Source organism: Curtobacterium herbarum, assembly GCF_016907335.1.
Classification (GTDB): Bacteria; Actinomycetota; Actinomycetes; order Actinomycetales; family Microbacteriaceae; genus Curtobacterium; species Curtobacterium herbarum.
Genome location: NZ_JAFBBT010000001.1, coordinates 1,279,597 through 1,299,720 on the forward strand (window position 1 = coordinate 1,279,597; position 20,124 = coordinate 1,299,720).

Below are 20,124 nucleotides of genomic sequence, written 5' to 3' on the forward strand. Positions count from 1 at the left end.
GACACGGACGACGGGGCTGCACCGGGCCTCCCGGTCGACACGTCCCTGGTGACCGACGCGCCGGTGGTCGACCACGACGGGTTCGACGTCGTCGTGACGGTCCGCCAGGCCGCGCACCGGGCAGGTGCACACCTGCCGACGGTGCGGGACGCCCGCGCCGCGGGGGCGACGACGGTCATCGTGGCCGTCCACGACGTGCACGCCGGTCCCACGAGCACGTACCCGCGGGTGGTCGGCGGCGACGACCACGTCGTGGCGGGACCGACCGTGGCCGCCACCTGGGGCGGCGCGGTCGCCGCCGCCCGGTCCGTCCTGCGGTCCCCGGTGGTCGTCGTGCAGGACGCCGACGTCACCCTGCCGGCCGGTGCCCTCGCCCGCCTCGTCGCCACGGTCGCCCCGGGCGCCGGCGACGGCATGGGCGCGGGTGGTGACGCGCAGGCCAGCCGGGAGGCCGTGGTCGCCGTCCCCGTCGTCCGGTCCGGTACCGACGTGGTCACCAGCGCCGGCGCGGTCCTGGTGCGCGGCACGGCGCCGGTCGCCTCACTCCTGCGCGGACACCCCGCGGAGGACGCCGACGCCCTGGACGGCGCACGCGTCTTCGCCGCGGACGAGCCCTGCTTCGCCGCCCGGACGGCGGACCTCGCGGTCCCGGTCCGCACCGTCGACACCCGCACCGCCGTCGCCCGGCTCACCCGCGACACCGCGGACGCTGCCGGCGGAGACTGCGTCGTGGTCCCGCTCGGGCGGGTGTACCGCATCGAGCCGCTCCGGGAACGGCGGTACGACGCCGACGCGGCGGACGCGCTCGCCGTCTGGCGCGACCGGGGCGACGACTCGGCAGCGGACGCCCTCGGCCGCCTCGGGTTCCGTCCGACGGCGGGCACCGCCGACCCGGCCGGGGCGCCCGTGGCGTTGCGCGAGCCGGTGGTCCGCGCCGAACGCCTGCACACGCGGGACCGTGGTGAGCGGCTCCGCTGGTCGATCCGGATCGCGGCGCACCCCGGGCCCCGGGGCGACGACTGGGGCGACACGTTCTTCGCACACGACCTCGCCACCGCGCTGCGTGCACTCGGACAGGACGTCGTCGTGGACCACCGGGAGTCGCACGTCCGGCCGTTCTCCGAGCACCTCGACGACGTCGCCCTGACCCTCCGCGGCCTCGACGACACCCCGGTCCACCCGACCGCGACCAACGTGCTCTGGGTGATCTCACACCCCGATCTCGTGTCCGCGTCCGAGCTCGCCCGCTACGACCTCCGGTTCGCCGCCGGTCCGGTGTGGGCCGCCCGCGTGGAGCGGGAGACCGGGCTGGGTGTGGCGCCCCTGCTGCAGGCGACCGACCCGTCCCGCTTCCACCCGGGACCGACCGACCCGGCGTTCCCGGAGCTCGACACCGCCTTCGTCGGGAAGACCCGCGAGGTCTTCCGGCCGGTCGTCCGCGACGCCGTCGCGGCCGGCGTCGACCTCGCCGTCTGGGGCGAAGGATGGGCGGGACTGCTCCCGGACGGCGTGCACCGCGGCGTCTTCGTGCCGAACGACCGACTGCCGGCGCTCTACCGGAGCGCCCGCGTGGTGCTCAACGACCACTGGGACGACATGGCGCGCGACGGGTTCGTGTCGAACCGACTGTTCGACGCGGCAGCGTCCGGGGCCCTCGTCGTCACGGACCCGGTCCCCGGCGTCGCGGAGCTGTTCCACGGCGCGGTCCACCCGTACCGGGACGTCGCCGAGCTGCGGGCGCTCGTCCGGCTGGGCGAGTCCGCCTCGGCCGAGGACCGGGCTGCTCGCGGTGCCCGGATCGGGGCCGAGCACTCCTTCGCCCGACGGGCGGAGACGCTCATCGCTGCCGTGCGGCAGGAGCGCGCGAGCCGCTGACCGACACCGGGCGGCTGGCGGTCAGCGGGAGCGGACGCGGCTGGCGGTCAGCGGGAGCGGAGGCGTCGCGCGGCGTCGCCGACGCGGTCGGCCAGCCGCACCACGCGACGCGCACGGATCCGGTCGATCTCGCCCTGGAGCTCGCGCCGCAGGGCGTCGGCCCGGTCGCGCTCGAACTGCACCGTCGTGCGGAGGGTGTCCGCGGTGCCCTCGCCCGCACGGACCGCGTCCTCCAGGTCCTGGATCCGGGAGTCGCGGGAGGCGATCGCCCGGCCCGTGCGCTGCAGCGACCGCAGTTCCTCGTCACTCACCACCGGGTCCGGAGCAGCACCGAGCGACGACGACCCGGCGCGGCGCAGCACCTCGACGATCCCGTCGTCGCGGGTGAACGGGCCCGTCGCCGCGTCGTCGTCGGTCACGAACCGCAGCGAGAAGACGGCCTGCAGGGTTCCCTCCTGCAGGCGGCGGTAGTCGATCATCCCGTGGTGGCGCGGGCTGGGCGTCAGGTCGGGGTTGGCTTCGTAGGCCCGGCCGCTGACCTCGACGCGGTGCGCGTACTGGTCCCAGGACCGCCAGGGCAGGTGCAGGACCTCGAGCGCGAGTTCCTCGGGTACCGGGGCGCCGTTCGCGACACTGGCGCGGTGGTTGCCCTGGACGACCGTGACGGACGGATCACCGACGTGCACGGTGTTCGGCGTCGGGGGTGCGATGAGCCCTGCGGCACGCAGCTCGTCGGCGGATCGCTCGTCGCGCCAGTGCAGTCGCTCGATGCCGGCACCGGACGTGGCGAGTTCCCCGGTCAGGTTGACCACCGGGACGAAGAACGCACCGACCACGGGGTCGAGGCGTTCGAACACCTGCCGGACGGTGAGCGTCCGGTCCACGGGGATGATGAACTCGTCCGCGTCGGCGTTGACCACCCAGTCCGCACCGTGCACGGTCGCCGCGTCGCGGGCCATGCCGGTGACGACGGTGCCCTGCTGCTTGCGGTGCACCGGGTCGTGGCGCAGGTCGACGGTGACGTCGTCCCGCTCGGCGAAGGCCGCGAGCAGGTCGGTCGTGCCGTCGACCGAACCGTTGTCGGTGATGACGAACACGTCGAAGCCCTGCGCGACGTGGTGGTCGAGCCAGGCAGGGAGGACGTCCGCTTCGTCGCGGACCATCAGGGTGACGGCGAGGATCATGTGCTGCATTCCGGGTCGGGGAGTGGGACTGCTCCCTGAGAGGTTATCTGGGTTCAGCGGGTGTGCGTGGCACGGGCGCGCACGGCGAGTGCGATGCGGAGCAGGGTCCGCAGCGGCCACAGCAGCCGACCCGGGTACTTGTGCGACAGGAACCGGTACGCGCTCTGGTGGTGCGCCAGACGCATCCGCTCGGAGGACCCCTGCGTGGCGGTCCCGCCGACGTGGGTCGCGACGGCGGCCGGCTCGTACACGTTCCGGAGGCCCAGCCGCCCGATCCGCCATCCCAGGTCGACGTCCTCGAAGTACATGAAGAACGTCTCGTCGAAGCCGCCGAGCTGTTCGAAGACGTCCCGGCGCACGAGGACGCAGGCGCCGGAGAGCCACCCCGCGTCACGACGGACGGTGTGGTCGCCGTCCTGTCGGTAGCGCTTGGTCCACGGGTTGTCGTGCCACACGTTGGCGAACACCGCGTGGCCGAGGCCGGTCCGCAGCGACGGGACGAGACGGGCGGACGGGTACACCGCGCCGTCCGGCTCCAGCAATCTCGGCCCGACCGCGCCGATGGTCGGGTCCTCGGCCGCGGTGGCGATCATCCGGTCGAGAGCGGCCGGTTCCAGGACGACGTCGGGGTTGGACACCAGGACCCACCGCACGTCGGGGTCGAGGGTCGCGACGGCACGGTTCACCGCCGCCCCGTACCCCAGGTTCGCACCGACGGCGACGAAACGCGCGCCGGCGGCCTCGGTCACGGCCCGCAGGTGCTCGGCGGTCGCGGAGTCGTTGTCGGCGACGACGATCTCGACCGACGAGCCGCTCGCGGCGGCGGTGGAAGCGAGGAAGTCCGGCAGGACGTCGTCGGAGTTGTAGGTGACGGTGACGATCGCCGCACGGCCGTCGGCGGTCACGCGTACACCTCGATGTGCCGGTCGGCGCAGGCCGCCCAGGTGAAGGTGTCGGCGCGGTCCCGAGCGCGTCGGGTCCGCTCGGCGCGCACGTCGGCGGTGTCGGCGAGCAGGGCGGCGAGGCCGTCCCGGATCGCGGTCGTCTCCGGTTCGACGTAGGTCACGGCGTCACCGCCGACCTCGGGGATCGCGAGGCGGTCGGTGGTGAGGACGTCGGCTCCGGAGGCCATCGCCTCGAGCACGGGCAGCCCGAACCCCTCGCCGGTGCTCGGGTAGGCGACCACGCGCGCGCCGCCGAGGAACGACCGCAGCTCGTCGACGGGCAGGTAGCCGAGGTAGCGGAGGGGAGCACCGGGGACGTCGCCGGCGGCGGAGAGTGCGGCGGCGGCCGCTGCGTCCCAGCCGAGTCCACCCGCGACGAGCAACGTCGGGGCGGTGCCGGTGCCGGTGCCGGACTCGCTGTCGCTGTCGCTGTCGCGGGCGCTGTCGCGCAGGGCACGGTGCGCGGCGATGAGCGCCGGCACCTGCTTGCGCGGCTCGACCGTCCCGAGGAACGCGATCCAGTCGGTGCTCGCGTCGAGCTGGTGGGTGGCTCGGAACGCCGTGACCTCGTCCGCCGTCGGCACGTGGAACACGGCCGTGTCGACACCGAGGTGCGCCACCGCCGTCGGCCGCCGTGGACGGCCGGCCAGGCGGTCGAGTTCCGCGACGGTGGCTCGGCTCGGTGCGACGGTCGCGCGGGCGAACCGGCGAGCGAGCTTCGTCCAGGTGCGGAAGAACGTCGCCTTGAGGCGCGAGTGCGCCGCCGGGTCGGAGAAGAAGGTCGCGTCGTGCAGCGTGACGACGGTCCGGGAGGCGCGGGTCACCGGGAACGTGTAGTGCGGGCTGTGCAGGAGCTCGGCCCCGGCACGGCGCAGCAGCGCCGGCAGCCCGACCTGTTCCCAGACCAGACGGAGCGGCCGGGAGGACGTCCAGGTGGGGGCGGCACGGTACCGGTGCCCCGGCGCGAGGCCGCGGAGCCAGTCCAGGTCCTCGGCCTTCACGACGACGGCCACGCTGGCACCGCGTTCCGCCAGGCCCTGCAGCAGCCCGGAGATGTAGCGCGCCACGCCACCGCGGTTCGGTGGGATCGAGGTGGCGTCGACGAGCACGGGGAGTGCCCGCACCTCAGCGGACCTGGCGCTCGGTGGCCTGCGTCCAGGCGATGCCGGACTGGGTGTCCTCGTCGGCCACGACGAAGCGGGCCGCCTCGCGTTGGATCACGATGTGCTCGCCGCTGGGCTTCGCCAGGAAGACGTGCACGAAGTACTGCCCACCGCCGAGTCGCACGTCGCGCAGGTGCCACTCGACCGTCGCGGTGCCGCGCAGGGGGTCGTGGTGGGTGGCGAGCTGCCGGCTGTCGACGCCGAAGGCCGGGTGGCCGAGGTGCGTCTCGATCTTGATGCCGGCACGCCACTCGGGCAGGACCGTCGTGTGCGAGAACGTCGCCCGGACGATCAGGTCGTCGCCGTGGCGGTGCTCGGCGCCCTCGGGCTTGCCGGGGATCTCGAGCTCGACGTGCTCCACCTTGCCGGGGCTCGCCACGTCCTTCGGGTCGTGGGCCTCGACCTCGGCGACACGACGGTCCTCGAGGATGTCGCGGAAGTTCTTCACGGCCAGGCGGGCGGACCCCTGGAACATCACCTCGCCGTGGTGCAGGACGACGGCGGAGTCGCAGAGTTCCTGGACCTGACCGAGCGAGTGCGACACCAGGATGATGGTCCGCCCCTGGGCTTGGAACTCGCGGATCTTGTCGAGGCACTTCTTCTGGAACTGCTCGTCGCCGACGGCCAGGACCTCGTCGACCAGCAGGACGTCCGGGTCGGTGTTGATGGCGACGGCGAAGGCGAGTCGCACGTACATGCCGGATGAGTAGAACTTCACCTGGGTGTCGATGAAGTCACCGATGCCGGAGAACTGCAGGATGTCGGCGAAGCGGGCTTCGGTCTCCTCCTGCGACTGGCCGAGGATCGCGGCGTTCAGGTAGACGTTCTCGCGACCGGTCAGGTCGGGGTGGAAGCCGGCACCGAGCTCGATGAGCGCGGCCAACCGGCCCCGTCGGTCGACGGTCCCGGTGGTGGGTTCCAGGATGCCGCCGATGGTCTTCAGCAGGGTCGACTTGCCGGAACCGTTCGGGCCGAGCAGCCCGATGGTGGTACCGGCCGGGATGTCCAGGCTGATGTCCTTGAGCGCCCAGAAGTCTTCGCTGTGGCGTCGGCCGGCGCGACCGAGGGTGACGACGCGCTCCTTGAGCGAGTTGTCCTTGCGGATCGTGAACCGCTTGGAGACGTTCCGCACCGTGACGACGGCCGGGGCGTCGGCGAACGGCGAGGTGGTGGTCTGCGCGAGGTCGTTGTCGATGGTCATCGGATCAGATCTCCTGGGCGAAGTTGCCCTGCAGCTTGGCGAACACGCGCTGGCACACGACGAGGGCGACGAGGCCGACGACGGCCGCGATGCCCAGGCGGAGCAGCAGGTGCGACGGGTACTCGGCGTCGGCTCCGGCGGTCCAGAACGCACGGTGGATGCCGAGCACCGCGAGGGTGATCGGGTTCGCCGAGTAGAGGTTCAGCAGCCACTCGGGCGCACGGCTCGCGACCATCTGCCAGCTGTAGACGATGGGGGAGCCCCACATCAGCAGCAGCACCAGGACCTCGACGAGGTACTGCATGTCGCGGAGGTAGACGTTCGCCGCCGCGAGCAGGAGGGCCAGCGCCGTCGCCCAGATGAGGATCACCAGGGTGGCGGGGAGGAAGTAGAGCAGGTCGGGCCGGAGCCAGGCGAAGCCGCTCTGCAGGACCGCTGCGGCCAGCAGGACGACGAGCTGCACGCCGAAGTTGAACAGCGCGGCACCCACGCTCGCCAGCGGGTAGATCTCCCGCGGCAGGTAGACCTTCTTGATCAGGCCGCCGTTCGAGACGATCGACGCGGTCCCGGAGGCCACGATCTCGCTGAACAGCCCGTACAGGGTCAGGCCCGAGAACACGTAGATGGCGAACTCGGGGATGTTCCGCGACGCGCCGAGGATCTCACCGAGCACGAAGTAGTAGATCGCCAGCTGCACGAGCGGGCGGATCAGCGTCCAGGCGAACCCGAGCGCGCTGTCCTTGTACCGCGACTTCAGGTCGCGGCGGATCAGCAGGTCGAGCAGCTGCCGGTGTGCGAAGACCTCCCGGACGGAACCGAGCAGCGCCGTCGCCGGACGACCGGCGGGGACCATGCGCTCCTGGCGGAGACGCTCGAATCGCTCGCTGACGATGTTGCTCATGGGTTCCTCACGTTGGTGCGCTGGGGCGACGGACAACTGTACATCGGCCCTCGGGACGGCTGACTGCGACCGTCAGCGCCCGTTCTTGCTCTCGCGCATGATGCGCACACGGTTCTGGACCTTGTCCCGGAGCCCGGCGACGCCGTTCTGCTTGAGGTACCAGGTGGCCAGGCGGACGTCGCGGACGACACCGTGCCGGCTGTTGGCGATCTCGTGGAACTCCATCTCGCGCGCCCGTGCGGGGCTCAACGCGACGCGGGGACGGCTCCCCGCCGTGACGGACCCGGCAGGGACGGCCGCGTCGTGCGCACGGTCGGCGGCGACCTGTGGGTCCTTGCAGAACTCCACGAGCGGGGCGAGCGCGCGCTCCCACGTGAACTCGTCGCGGACGCGGGTCACGGCGTCACGAGCCGCCTGCGCGGCGATCGGGTCGTAGAGCATCGACTCGAGCGCGGCGGCGAGGGCGTCGACGTCGCGTTCCTGCACGGCCACGCCCATGCCCTCGGCCGCGACCAGGTCGCCGAAGCTGTCGCCGTCGGTCGTGACGATCGGCAGGTTCGCCCACATGTAGTCGAGGATCCGGGTGCGGAACGAGAACGTCGTCTCGATGTGCGCGAAGTGCGTGCTGACGCCGGCGTCCGCCTCGAGCAGGTAGTTCTGCCGGTCGTCGAGCGCGACCCACTGCTCGTTGAAGAAGACGTGCTTGCCGGTCAGGCCGAGCTGGTCGCTGATGCGCCGGGTCTCGGAGACGATCGCCATCTCCGGCACGTCGGGGTTCGGGTGTGCGACGCCCAGGAAGAACAGGCGGATGTCGTCGTGGCGCTCGGCGACCTGTGCGATCGCACGGACGAGGGAGGGCGTGTCGAACCAGTTGTAGATGCCACCGCCCCAGATGACGACCTTGTCGTCGTCGCCGATGCCCGGCGTGACGCCACGGATGGCCTTGCGCTCGTGCTGCGGCGGCTTCGAGTCCATGCCGAACGGGGCGACCGCGATGAGCTTGCGGAGGTTGTCGTCGGCCAGGTAGTTGTCCGGGTTGACGCGACCGACCGCGGCCAGCTGTCCGAGCCAGAACAGGCGCTGCCGCTCGGAGGCGCAGAGGAAGAAGTCGCCGCGCTCGAGCTGGGCGTTGATGACCTCGGTCGTGCTGGTCACCTGGTTGCGCCAGCCGACGTCTCCGTTGTCCCGCGCCTGCTCGAGCTGCTCGAGGTGCATCGGGTCGTACAGGTCGACGACCATGATCTTGTTCGACCGCTGCAGGGTCGTGAAGTGGTGCAGTGCGTAGCCCTGGAAGAAGATGACGTCCGCCCACTCCTCGTGCTCCCGCATCGCACGCTCGTGCTGCAGCGGGACACGGGCGACCTCGAAGGCGTCGGACTTGCGGTTCGCCACGTTCCAGGTCACCAGGCGCACGTCGTTGTCGGCGGACAGCGCCTCGGCGATCTTCCACGCGCGCATGCCCGGGCCGGCCATCTTCTCGCCGAGGGCGTCGCCGGTGATGACGAGGACCTTCGTCCGGTGCATCGGCGCCTCGATGTCGAACGCCTCGAGGATGGCGCGGTAGCCCTCCAGGAAGTAGCCGTCCTCGAAGAGCGGCTTGAACGCGTCCCCGAACAGCCGGAACACGTCCTTGTCGCTGCGGACGCGCTGCGACTGGATCCGGCGACGCTCCTCGGACAGGCGCGGCAGGTCGGCGACGAACTGGTCGAGCGCGAAGAACCCGGCGACGGTCTCCTTCGAGATCGCGGTGAGGGCGTCGAACTCGTCCGGCGCGCCGGTGAAGCGACGGATGTCGAACTCCTCCGAGTCGCGACCGCTCTTGGCGACCGCGCGACGGGCGAGGAGCGCCAGCGCCGCGGGGAGGAACACGCCGAGGTTCTCGTCGGAGAGGTTCTTGTAGAGCAGGTGCAGGGCGTTCCGCTCGAGCAGGTACATCTCACGGTGGTCACCGAACGACTTCATCGAGCCGTGGTGCTTGTGGAAGACGACCGAGCGCGGGGCGAACCGGACGCGGTAGCCGAGCAGGTTCAGGCGCCAGCCGAGGTCCACGTCGTCGTAGAACATGAACAGGCCCTCATCGAACCCGCCGACCTCGAGGAAGACGTCGCGGCGGACGAAGAGCGCCGACCCGGTCCCGAAGAGCAGGTCCTGCGGGGTGTCGAAGCGGCCGTCGTCGACCTCGGAGATGTGCGCCTTGTAGCCCATCCCGAACCAGCTGAGACCGGACTCGACGAAGTCGATCGTGCGGCCCTCCCAGTCGAGGACCTTGCTCGCGACCGCGGCGACCCGGGGGCTCGGGGCGAAGCCGGCGATGCCCTCCTTGACCCAGTCGACGTGCGGCTTCGCGTCGTTGTTGAGGAACGCCACGACGTCGCCGGTGGCCTCGCGCGCGCCGAGGTTGCTGCCGCCGGTGAAGCCGAGGTTCTCCGCCGAGACGATGATCCGCACGTTGGCCTGGCCGCCGAGCGCCGCGCGGAGGCGGGCTTCGCTGTCGTCGCCGGAGCCGTTCTCGACGACGACGATCTCCAGACGGTCCGCCGGCCAGTCCACCTCGCTGAGACGGGCGATGCACTCGAGGGTGTCGTCGGTGCCGCGGAAGTTGATGACGACGACGGACACGCGGGGCGCGGAAGTGGGCATGGCTGGACTCCGTACATCGACTGGCAGCGGAGCGCGGAGGGCGCGCCGCGGGAACCCCGGAAGGCGGCACCACTATACCGAGAACACCACGGGCCTCCCGGGGTGGCCGCGCGGTGTCGGTGACCCGGACGGTCGGCCTGGGAGACTGTCGGCGTGGACGTCTCCGTGGTCATCGTCGACTGGCACCAGCCCGAGCTCACCCGTCGGGCCGTCGGATCCGTGCTGTCGCAGCGCGTCGACGCGTCGGTGGAGGTGGTGCTGGTCGTGAACGACGCCGACGACGACACGGTGCGCTCGTACCGCGAGGACTTCCCGGCGCTCGTGGTCGTGCCGGAACGGACCAACGCGGGCTTCGCCGGGGGCGTGGCACGCGGCCTCGCCGCGTCGTCCGGGGCGGTCGTCGTCCTCGTCAACAACGACGCGGTCGCCGACCACGGCTTCCTCGACCGCGGGCTGGCGGCACTGGCCGCGGGGGGACCGACCACGGCGGCCGTGGCCGCGACCGCGGTGCTGGAGGGACGGTTCGCGCCGGTCGCGCCCGGGGCCTCCCGTTCCGACCACGACCTGGTCGCCGCCGACGGCCGACGCTGGCGCCGGGTCGAGACCGGCGGGGTGACGCTCGTGAACGGCACCGGGGTCGTCCTCGACCGCTCCGGCAACGGGCGGGACCGGGACTGGCTCCGGCCGGTGGACGACGCCCCGGAGCACGCCCCGCTGTTCGGGTTCTCCGGCGGCGCCGCGTTCCTGCGCCGCGCCGCCGTCGAGGCGGTCGGCGGGTTCGACGAGTCCCTCTTCATGTACTACGAGGACCTCGATCTCGCCTGGCGTCTCCGCCTGGCGGGGTACCGGATCGGGGCGGCCCCGGATGCGGTGGTCGTGCACCGGCACGCGGCGAGTTCGGGCAGCGACTCGCCGCTGGTGCGGTACCAGAGCATGCGCAACCGGCTCGTCGTGACGGCTCGTGACGCGACGGGTCGCATGGTCGGCCGGGTCGTCGCGCGGACGGTGGTGCGGATGGTGCGCGACCTCGCGCAGCCCGCTCGCGCGCAGCTCACCCCGGGTGCGTGGTGGCGGCTCGTCCGGGAGGCCCCTGCCGCGCTCCGCCGCGCCCGTCGCCTGCGCCGCGTCGACGGTCACGACGCGCAGGCGCGTCGGCGTGTGGAGTCGCTGCTGACGTGAGCCCCGTGGCCGGGTCGAGCGCCGTCCCGGACGGGGGGTGAAGTGGGGGCTGTGTGATCGCTGTTGCACAGGTAGTCTTCTGAGGCGCGTGAGCCTCCGTCGCGATCTGGGGTCGTCAGTTGCTCACACCCGAACCGCGTGCTCGACCACACCCCGTCGCCGCCCCCGGAAAGGCCCCCGACGTGAAGAAGCTCGTCGCCATCGCCGCCACCGTGCTCGCCGTCGCGAGCGTGCTGGTCGGCTTCCAGATCGCCGGACCGACCGCGGGGCAACAGCCTGCGAACGCCCTCAGTGGCTCGTCGTTCCAGGCCGGCAACATCATCTCCGACGCGAACTTCTACAACGGCGGGTCGATGACGATCAACCAGGTGCAGGCGTTCCTCGACAGCCAGGTGTCGACGTGCACGAACAGCAACTGCCTCCGCAACGGCCGGTACTCGATGAACAACCGCGGTGCCGATGCCATGTGCGCCGCGGTCACCGGCGGGTCGTCCCTCTCGACCGCCCAGATCGTCACTCGCGTCGGCAAGGCCTGCGGGATCAGCCCGAAGGTGATGCTGGTCACGCTGCAGAAGGAACAGGGCCTGATCACGTCCCGCGGGCCGTCCGCCGCCGTGCTCGAGCGCGCCATGGGGTACGCCTGCCCGGACAACGTCGGTGGGCACTGTGACCCCGCGTACGCCGGCGTCGGCAACCAGATGTACTGGTCGGCGTGGCAGTGGAAGCGCTACAGCAACCCGCCCGGCACGAGCAACTACTTCACCTGGTTCAACCCGGGCGGCAACCGAGCGATCCAGTACAACGTGCCGACGTCGTGCGGCACGAAGTCCGTCGCGGTCCAGAACAAGGCAACCGCCGCGCTGTACTACTACACGCCGTACACGCCGAACACCGCCGCACTGAACAACCTCTACGGCACCGGCGACGGCTGCTCCGCCTACGGCAACCGCAACTTCTGGCGCATGTACACCGACTGGTTCGGCTCCACCACCGGCAACGCGCCGGTGCCCACCACGGCGAAGGGCAGCTACGACGCCGTCACCGCGTCGTACAACACCGCCACGGTGGCCGGCTGGGCGCTCGACACCACGACCACGGCGAGCACGCGGATCCGGGTCACGATCGGATCGACGTCCACCACCGCCCCTGCGACCGGCAACCGTCCCGACGTCGCCGCCGCCTACCCGAAGTCCGGGGCGAAGCACGGGTTCACCGCGACCGTGGCCGCACCCGCCGGCTCGCAGCAGGTCTGCGTCAGCGCGCTCTCGTCGAACGGCAAGACCTCGGCCGACCTCGGGTGCAGGACGGTCACCGTGCTGAACGGTTCGCCGTTCGGTTCGCTCGACCGGGCGGCCGCCGCTCCCGGCGGCGTCTCGGTCGCCGGGTGGGCGATCGACCCCGAGACCGCGAAGTCGATCGGCGTCACCGTCACCTCCGACGGCAAGGCCGTGAAGAAGTTCACCGCGACGAAGAGCCGCCCGGACGTCGCCCGGGCCTACCCGAAGGCAGGAGCGGCGCACGGCTTCGGCGCGACGAGTCCCGTCCCGGCGGGCAGCCACCGCATCTGCGTCACGGGGACGAACGTCGGCAAGGGCAGCAACGCGACGATCGGGTCGTGCTCGACGGTCGACGTGCCCGGATCCCGTCCGATCGGGTCCTTCGAGCGGGCCACCGTCACGCCCACGGCCGTCACCGTGACCGGGTGGGCGCTCGACGGCGACTCCAAGAGCCCGATCCGGGTCGAGGTCACCGTCGACGGTGTCGCGAAGCGCGTCGCCGCGGACGGCTCCCGTCCGGACGTCGCGAAGCTCTACCCGATCTACGGTTCGGCGCGCGGGTTCACCGTGTCGGTCCCGGCGTCACGCGGCACGCACGAGGTCTGCGTCAAGGCACTGAACACCGGTTCGGGCAACTACAGCCCTCGGCTGGGGTGCAAGACCGTCACGGTGGTGAACGCCGCACCGATCGGGAGTCTCGACGAGGTCAAGCCGGTCGCCGGGGGCATCAGTGCTGCGGGGTGGGCGATCGACCCGGACACGAAGTCCTCGATCGCCGTGGACCTGACCGTCGACTCGACGGTGAAGCGGGTCACCGCATCGGCCAGCCGCCCGGACGTGGCGCGCTCGTACCCCGCGGCCGGTGCCGCACACGGGTACCGGGCCACGCTGGGGGCCTCGGCCGGCACGCACAAGGTGTGCGCGACGGCCGTCGACTGGGCCGGCGGAGCCGGGACGCCGCTGGGCTGCAAGACGGTGACGGTGCCCTGAGCTCCAGCCCTGAGCCCTGAGCCCTGAGCCCTGAGCCCTGAGCCCTTGCTCGACCACCACGGACGCCGTCGCCCACCGGGCGGCGGCGTCCTGCTGTGCCGTGGCTCTCGCCGCCGGTCCCGGCGCGGGACGCGCCCGGTGCCGGTCCAGTCCCACCGGTGGCTGCTGTGAGAGGATCGTCCGGTGCTTGAGACCAGACCGCCCGTCGGGGGGATGACGGACGGCGAGCCGACGGGCAGTCCCGTCCGCCGCCGTGTCCTGTCGATCGTCGTCCCGCTCGTCCTCTGGGTCGTCATCGCCGTGGCAGGCTGGTTGCGTCTGACTCCCCAGGTCCGCAACACGCTCTGGGCCGAGGACGGCAAGGTCTTCCTCGACGAGCAGTACCGCCTGGGGGTCGCCGGGGCGCTGTTCCACGACTACGCCGGCTACCTGCACGTCGTGCCGCGGCTGGTCGTCGCGGTCGCGTCCCACATCGGCCCCATCGACCGACTCGCCGTGACGGTGTCCGCGCTCTGCGTCGTCGTCGCTGCCGCCGTCGGCGCCGCGGTCTGGGTGCTCACCGCCGGGGTCATCCGCTCCGTGGTCGCCCGGCTGCTCCTGGCGCTGATCCCGGCGCTCGTGCCCCTCGGTCCGATGGAGATCCAGGCGAACGCTGCGAATCTGCACTGGTTCCTGATGTTCCTGATGCCCTTCGCCCTGTTGACGCCGGTGCGTTCCTGGTCGAAGGGGATCCTGCTCGGCATCGCGACGTTGCTGGCCGGGTTGACCGAGATCCAGATCGTGGCGTTCTTCCCCCTGTTCTTCGTCGGCATCCGGAACCGGTACCGCTGGCCGATCATCCTCGGGTCGGTGATCGGCGGTGCGGCCCAGGTCGTCACGACCCTGACGCACCCGCGTGCCGCCGCATCGGTCCCGCACGAAACCGTCGCCGACATGGTGCTCGGCTACGCGGTGCAGCCGTTCGCCGGATCGTTCACCTGGAGCATGCCGGCCGTCGGTCGGGTCATCGCCGAGCACGGCGTCTGGGTCGTGGTGCTCCCGCTCGTCGTCGCCGCCGTCCTGACGGCCCTCGGCCTGTGGCTCGGCGCCCCCGGCCAGCGCTGGATGCTCGGCTCGATGGTGTGGGCCTCGGCAGCGGTCTGGTTCGGAGCGGTGTTCCTCAACCCGAACCAGATGCTCGCGTTCGCCCACTTCGACGCGGGCCAGTGGCTCGGGAACTGGACGTTCCGCTACAGCGCGGCCGGGTCCATGTACGTCATCGGCGCGTTCGTCGTGCTCGCCGACATCGCCCTCACGCGCGGCGGCCTCGTCCGCGGTGGATTCGACCGGGGTGGACTCGTCCGCGGCGGACTCGACCGGGGCGCAGCGACCGGACGGCACCGGGTCGGCGTCGTCTGGGCCTTCCGGGTCGTCGGGATCCTGCTGGTCCTCGGTGTCGCACTGTCGTTCGCGCTGAACTTCTCGGTGGACAAGGCGAACCGCCAGGCCGGCCCGTACTGGGACCAGGGCATCGAGACGTCCGAGTCCCGCTGCGCGCAGACGCCGAGTGCCGATGCGTCCGTGCAGATCGCCCCGGGGCCGCAGTGGGCTGTCAGCGTGCCCTGCGCCATCATCGACCAGGACGCCGCGCGCTGAGCGCCGAGCCGACCGCGAACCGTGAGAAGGAAATGACCCGCACCACCGAACCCCGAGCCCTCGTCATCGTCCCGACGTACAACGAGGCCGAGAACATCCGCGACATCGCGGCCCGCATCCTCGAGACCGTGCCGACGGCGTCGCTGCTGGTCGTGGACGACGGCAGCCCGGACGGCACCGGCGACCTGGTCGAGGCGATGGCTCAGGACGACGACCGCGTGCACCTGCTCCGCCGCGCCGGCAAGCTCGGCCTCGGGACCGCGTACGTCGCCGGGTTCCGCTGGGGCCTGGAGCAGGGGTACGACCTGCTCGTCGAGATGGACGCGGACGGCTCCCACCCCGCTGACCGTCTGCCGGCGCTGATCGCGGCGGTGGCCGACGCGGACCCCGCCGACGACGTCATGCTCGCGATCGGCTCGCGCTGGATCCGTGGCGGCTCGGTCGTCGACTGGCCCAAGCGCCGCGAGGTCCTCAGCCGCGGGGCGAACACGTACGCCCGGCTGATCCTCGGCCTGGCCGTCCACGACATCACCGCCGGCTTCCGCGTCTACCGCGCCGAAGCGATCGCCCGGATGGACCTCGGGTCGATCGACTCGAAGGGCTACTGCTTCCAGATCGACATGACGCTGCGCACGCACGACCTGGGGGGACGCATCGTCGAGGTGCCGATCCGCTTCCGCGACCGCGTGCACGGGGTGTCGAAGATGAGCAAGGACATCATCGTCGAGGCGATGGTCCGCACCACCCAGTGGGGCCTGCAGCGCCGGTTCCGTCCCCGGTCGCAGCGCCGCGCCTGAGGCAGCAGCGCCGCGCCTGAGGCACTGGGCGGGTCGGACCCGGGGCGTGTCAGGTCCGGGGCGTGTCAGGTCCGGGGGAGTCGGATCCGCCAGGACCGCCGCCTGGCCGAGACCACCAGCACGGTGACGAAGAGCATGAGCCCGGCACCGTGCAGCACGTAGCTCTCCGCGGCGCTCGTGACACCGAGCAGGACGAGCACCGCCGCGGGCCAGACGTACGCCACCCCCGGGAAGGTCGTGGCGGTCACCCAGGACCGGGCGAAGGCGAGTGCGGCGGCGCCGACGAGCAGGAGCATGCCCGCGAGGCCGATCTGCAGCCACGCGTCGACCACGGCGTCCAACCCCGAGGTGAAGCGGACCCCGGACGGGTCGACGAACGCCACGTACGGCACGACCGGCTCGGTGGGCCAGGTGCCGACCCAGCCCCAGCCCTGGATCGGGTACTGGGCGATGAACGTGCGGATCTCGGACCAGAGCTCGAGCCGGGTCGTCGTCCCGCCCGCGGCGCCGATCTCGGGGAGCACCCGGTCGCGCGCGACGACGAGGAACACCGCCATGGCGACGACGAACGTGCTGAGGACCGTGTTCACCACGGGGCGGGTGCCGGGTCGGGCGTGTCGGAGTGACCAGAGCGCCAGCGCGGTGACGGTGAGCGCGATCGTCGCGAGTCCGGTGATGGGTGACTGCACCAGCATGAGGGTGACGACCGCGGTGGCGGTCGACACGATCGCCCGCCACCGTGTCACCGACCGGGTGAGGAACTCGACGACGAAGGTGACGAGGGCGGTGGCGGCGATGAAGCCCATGAAGTTGCGGGTGCCGCCGATGCCCTGGATCGGCCCACCGAACGCGATGTCCCCGCGGATGCCGAACGCCGGGATCGGCAGGTCCAGGACCAGACCGGAGAGGACCTCCAGCCCGAGTGCCACGGCCAACAGGACCCGGAACGCGTCACCGCAGGCCCGGATGACCTGCACCAGGTCGCGGCCGAGCGCCAGGTAGAGACCCAGCCCGACGAAACCGAGCGTCGCCGCGAACCCCCGGAGCGCGACCCAGGAGTACTCGCTCCACAGCACGCTGAGCCCGCAGTACCCGACGAGGGCGATCAGGGACAGCGGCAGGACCCCGTGCCACTCGATCCGGTAGCGCTGTCCGAGCAGGCTCAGCCCGGCCAGGACGACGAGTGTGACGAGGACCGCCCACGTCCCCGGAGCGCCGACGAGGGCCCGGACGGTGGGCTCGCCGAAGGCGAAGAGCACGATCGTCGTGGCGAGTGCCTGGCTGAACCGGCCGCCCGCGGAGAACCCGATCCAGGCGGACAGGTACCGACGTGCGCGCACGCGTCGGGTCGTCCGGCCGTCCGTCATCCGTCCATGATGACGTACGCGACCCGGCTGCAGCTGCGCCATCGCGGAGCGTCGATATCACGGATCGTCGCTCCACCAGTAGCGTCGGCCCTCGATGCGACGCCCCGGGACACAGCGCTGGGCGGCCCCTGCGGCCGTGCTCGTCGGGGTGCTCGCCGCCGCCGTCGCGTGGGTGCGGCTCGGACCGGAGGCGCGCGGGACCGGGTGGGCCGAGGACATCGGCCTGTTCTTCCGTGAACGGCTCGAGCTCGGGGCCGTCGAGAGCGTCGTGCATCCCTACGCGGGCTACCTGCACGTGGTCCCGCGACTGGTGGTCGACGTCGCCTTCCTGCTGCCGGTCGAGTGGTACGTCCTCGCGGTCTCGGCGATGTCCTGCCTGCTCGTCGGCGCGGTGTGCGGCGGCGTCTGGGTCCTGGCGCGGGACGTCGTGCCGTCCTGGCCGCTCCGACTCGTGCTGGCCGCGGTGCCCGTGCTGCTGCCCACGGCGCCGTGGGAGGTCTCCGGCACCGCGGCGAACCTGCACACCTTCGGCCTGTTCCTGGCACCGTGGCTCGTCGCGCACCGGGTCCGGACGTGGTGGGGCGCCGCGGTCCTGGCGCTCGTGACCGTGCTGGTGGTCGGGTCGGAGACGCAGGCCGTCGTCTTCCTGCCCCTCCTCGTGCTGGCGTGGTCGCCGTCGGCCGGGCGCGGCGACACCGGGGTGGAGGACCGTCGGCGGGGCACGCGGTGGCGCGCACTGCCCGTGACCCTCGCCGCCGTCGGGACCGCAGCCGCGCAGATCGGGACGGCGCTGACCACTGCGCGCGCGTCCGCGCCGGGCGCACCCACGGCCCAGGACGTCGCCGCCGGCTGGGCACTGCAGACGGTCGGTGGACTCTGGACCGCCGACGTCGGTGCCGTCGGGCGCGCCGTGGTGGCCGACGGCTGGGCCGTCGTGGCGGTGCCGGCCGTCGCACTCCTCGTGGTCGTGGTGCTCGGCGCGGCGACCGCACTCCGCGACGGTCACCCCCGCCGCGCGGTCCTCACACTGGCGCTCGCGCTCGGTGCGGCGGCGGTCTGGACCGCAGCGCTGGTCGCGAACGCCTCGGCCGACGGCCGGTGGTCCCGCGCCGCACCCGGCGACCTCGTCGACGCGACACCGTCCCGGTACGCCGCCGCTGCCGGCCTCCTGCTCTGCGCGTCCGTGGTCGTCGCTGCCGCCGTGCTCGTCGACCGCCGCGTCCATCGGGGACGAGACCGGGCAGAGGACGCGTCCGGTCGGCGTCGTCGACAAACGGGAGGCCCGACCGCCGCCGTCTTCGTCACCGTCGGCTGGTCCGTGGTCACCCTGCTCGTCGCCTCGTGGGTCGGCAACGTGCCCGGCGTGGCACAGCGAGCCTCCGGGCCGACGTGGCAGCCGCAGTTCGTCGCCGCGGAACGCACGTGTGCCCGGCATCCGTCCGGGACGGTGCGGATCCGAGCGCTGCCCTGGAGCGCCGAGGTGCCCTGCTCGCTGGTGCTCCGCGACCGCTGAGCACGCGGCACCGGGGCAGGACGCTCCGCGCGTCGGTCAGTGCGCGTCGGTCAGCGCCCGTCGATCAGGGGTTCGCAGCCCACCGGAACGCCCGCTTGGCCAGCGGCGTCCGCGGACCGTCGCCGACGGAGACGGGCTCCTCGGTGACGAGCACGATCCGCGACTTGATCGCCATGAGGGCGAAGAGCACCCAGTTGCCCTGGTAGAGCAGCCGCGACTCGGCGACGGACTGCACCAGGAGCGCGACCACGACGAGCAGGGGGAACAGGGTCACCGGGTCGAACGGGCGCGGACGGAGGTCCGGTCCGAACCCGGGTCGCGTCGCGCCGGCCCACGACCGCGCCAGGGTGGTGAGCACGTAGACGGCGAAGAGGACCAGGCCGACGATGCCGGTCTGCATCCAGACGTCCAGCCCGGCGTCGTGCGCCTGCAGGTACTGCACGCCGTGCAGCGGTGCCAGACCGGACAGCATCGGGATGTTCGGCCACCAGTAGCCGATCCAGCCCCACCCGAGCACCGGGTGCTGCACGACGAGCCCCCACACGGCGGCCCAGATCGTGCCACGACCGGTCAGGTCCGAGGAACGACCGAGCACGTCGAGGAGCTGCTCGCGGCCGAGGACCACCGCGACCACCACGACGGCGACCACGGCGACCAGCCCGAGGTACCGGCCGGCCCGGTGCCCACTGGGCACGCGGCGCATCCACAGCGCGACGGCGAGGACACCAGCGACGGCGACCGCGGCGACGATCACCGTCGACGAGCGGGTCAGCGCGAACACCACACCGGCGACCACGAGCCAGCCGATCGCCTGGTTCCGACGGAGCCGGCCCTCGGCGAGCTGCACGGCGACGGCGATCGCGGCGAGCAGCGCGACCATCGCGAGCAGGTTGGCGTTGCCCGGCAGCCCCTGGATGCGTCCACCGGTGAACAGCTCCGCGCGGGAGAAGTAGAACGCGTCCGGGATCTTCCGGTCGCCGTAGTCGGTCCAGATCGGGGCGATCGGGTGCCGGACCACGACGGCCACGACGGCCTCGAACAGCAGGGACAACCCGAGCACCCAGCGGAACGCCAGGCTGGCCGCGTCGAGGATGCGGCGCCACGTCAGCGTCGACGCGATCGCGAACGCGACGAGCGCGCACACGACCTGCGCGACGGTGCTCGCGAGCGTCGCCGGGCGCCAGTGCGACCAGATCACCGTGACCAGGCACCAGGCGAGGAAGAGCCAGAGAGCGCGTGGCGTGCGGGTGAGGGGCGGGCGGGCCCGGACCACGACGCTGATGCCCCAGGCGCCCTCGAGCGCCCAGACGGCCGCCGCGCCGTACCAGGTGATCGTGTTCGGGACTGCGTCCCCGGCGAACAGCGTCAGCAGGACCGCGGTGGCGAGGGCGAACGCCTCCCGCTCGGGGACGGATCCGCGGGCGAGGGGCCAGGTGTTCGTCACGGGGGACAGGCTAG

14 protein-coding genes are annotated in these 20,124 nt (G+C 72.2%); 6 read left to right on the top strand and 8 right to left on the bottom strand.

Translation table 11 applies throughout. The annotated features are described in order from the left end of the window. The first annotated feature begins 48 nt into the window (after positions 1–48). Positions 49–1,875, top strand: a complete 1,827-nt coding sequence (locus tag JOD51_RS17525) for a glycosyltransferase family protein (protein ID WP_204607500.1) — start codon at positions 49–51, stop codon at positions 1,873–1,875. 47 nt (positions 1,876–1,922) lie between these two features. Here JOD51_RS17525 and JOD51_RS06255 read toward each other — a convergent pair whose 3' ends face one another. The 6 genes from JOD51_RS06255 to JOD51_RS06280 all read right to left on the bottom strand — a co-directional run bounded on the left by JOD51_RS06255 (position 1,923) and on the right by JOD51_RS06280 (position 9,908). After that, positions 1,923–3,059: a glycosyltransferase family 2 protein gene (locus JOD51_RS06255; RefSeq protein ID WP_204607501.1), complete on the bottom strand. Its 1,137-nt coding sequence runs from the start codon at positions 3,057–3,059 to the stop codon at positions 1,923–1,925. 53 nt (positions 3,060–3,112) lie between these two features. Continuing rightward, positions 3,113–3,964 (bottom strand): glycosyltransferase family 2 protein, encoded by an 852-nt coding sequence (locus tag JOD51_RS06260; RefSeq protein WP_204607502.1) that lies wholly within the window; start codon positions 3,962–3,964, stop codon positions 3,113–3,115. Then, a complete protein-coding gene (locus tag JOD51_RS06265) occupies positions 3,961–5,127 on the bottom strand; it encodes a glycosyltransferase family 4 protein (RefSeq protein ID WP_259559034.1) in 1,167 nt (388 codons plus the stop codon). Before JOD51_RS06265 ends, JOD51_RS06260 begins: the two co-directional genes overlap by 4 nt. A gap of 1 nt (position 5,128) precedes the next feature. Next, the gene (locus JOD51_RS06270; protein ID WP_204607503.1) at positions 5,129–6,367 is read right to left on the bottom strand and encodes an ABC transporter ATP-binding protein; all 1,239 of its coding nucleotides are present in this window, start codon (positions 6,365–6,367) and stop codon (positions 5,129–5,131) included. A 4-nt stretch (positions 6,368–6,371) separates the two neighbouring features. Further along, complete coding sequence (locus tag JOD51_RS06275; protein WP_204607504.1) at positions 6,372–7,268, bottom strand: ABC transporter permease; 897 nt, start codon at positions 7,266–7,268, stop codon at positions 6,372–6,374. A 72-nt stretch (positions 7,269–7,340) separates the two neighbouring features. Next, a complete protein-coding gene (locus JOD51_RS06280) occupies positions 7,341–9,908 on the bottom strand; it encodes a glycosyltransferase (RefSeq protein WP_204607505.1) in 2,568 nt (855 codons plus the stop codon). Between the two features lie 153 nt (positions 9,909–10,061). On the opposite strand from JOD51_RS06280, the gene JOD51_RS17530 reads away from it, so the two are divergent. The 4 genes from JOD51_RS17530 (at position 10,062) to JOD51_RS06300 (ending at position 15,786) form a co-directional block, all read left to right on the top strand. Next, entirely contained in the window at positions 10,062–11,087 is a 1,026-nt protein-coding gene (locus JOD51_RS17530) for a glycosyltransferase family 2 protein (RefSeq protein ID WP_204607506.1), read from the top strand. A gap of 182 nt (positions 11,088–11,269) precedes the next feature. Next, the gene (locus tag JOD51_RS06290) at positions 11,270–13,354 is read left to right on the top strand and encodes a LasA N-terminal domain-containing protein (RefSeq protein ID WP_204607507.1); all 2,085 of its coding nucleotides are present in this window, start codon (positions 11,270–11,272) and stop codon (positions 13,352–13,354) included. A gap of 183 nt (positions 13,355–13,537) precedes the next feature. Further along, positions 13,538–14,989 (top strand): hypothetical protein, encoded by a 1,452-nt coding sequence (locus JOD51_RS06295; RefSeq protein WP_204607508.1) that lies wholly within the window; start codon positions 13,538–13,540, stop codon positions 14,987–14,989. A 32-nt stretch (positions 14,990–15,021) separates the two neighbouring features. Next, complete coding sequence (locus JOD51_RS06300) at positions 15,022–15,786, top strand: polyprenol monophosphomannose synthase (RefSeq protein WP_204607509.1); 765 nt, start codon at positions 15,022–15,024, stop codon at positions 15,784–15,786. Positions 15,787–15,851: 65 nt separating this feature from the next. Here JOD51_RS06300 and JOD51_RS06305 read toward each other — a convergent pair whose 3' ends face one another. Beyond that, positions 15,852–17,153, bottom strand: coding sequence for an O-antigen ligase family protein (locus JOD51_RS06305; protein WP_204607510.1), 1,302 nt, complete (start codon positions 17,151–17,153; stop codon positions 15,852–15,854). A 94-nt stretch (positions 17,154–17,247) separates the two neighbouring features. On the opposite strand from JOD51_RS06305, the gene JOD51_RS06310 reads away from it, so the two are divergent. Then, positions 17,248–18,666, top strand: a complete 1,419-nt coding sequence (locus tag JOD51_RS06310) for a hypothetical protein (protein WP_204607511.1) — start codon at positions 17,248–17,250, stop codon at positions 18,664–18,666. 64 nt (positions 18,667–18,730) lie between these two features. On the opposite strand, the gene JOD51_RS17535 is transcribed toward JOD51_RS06310, so the two are convergent. Next, entirely contained in the window at positions 18,731–20,110 is a 1,380-nt protein-coding gene (locus JOD51_RS17535; RefSeq protein ID WP_204607512.1) for an O-antigen ligase family protein, read from the bottom strand. Between the last annotated feature and the right edge of the window lie 14 nt (positions 20,111–20,124).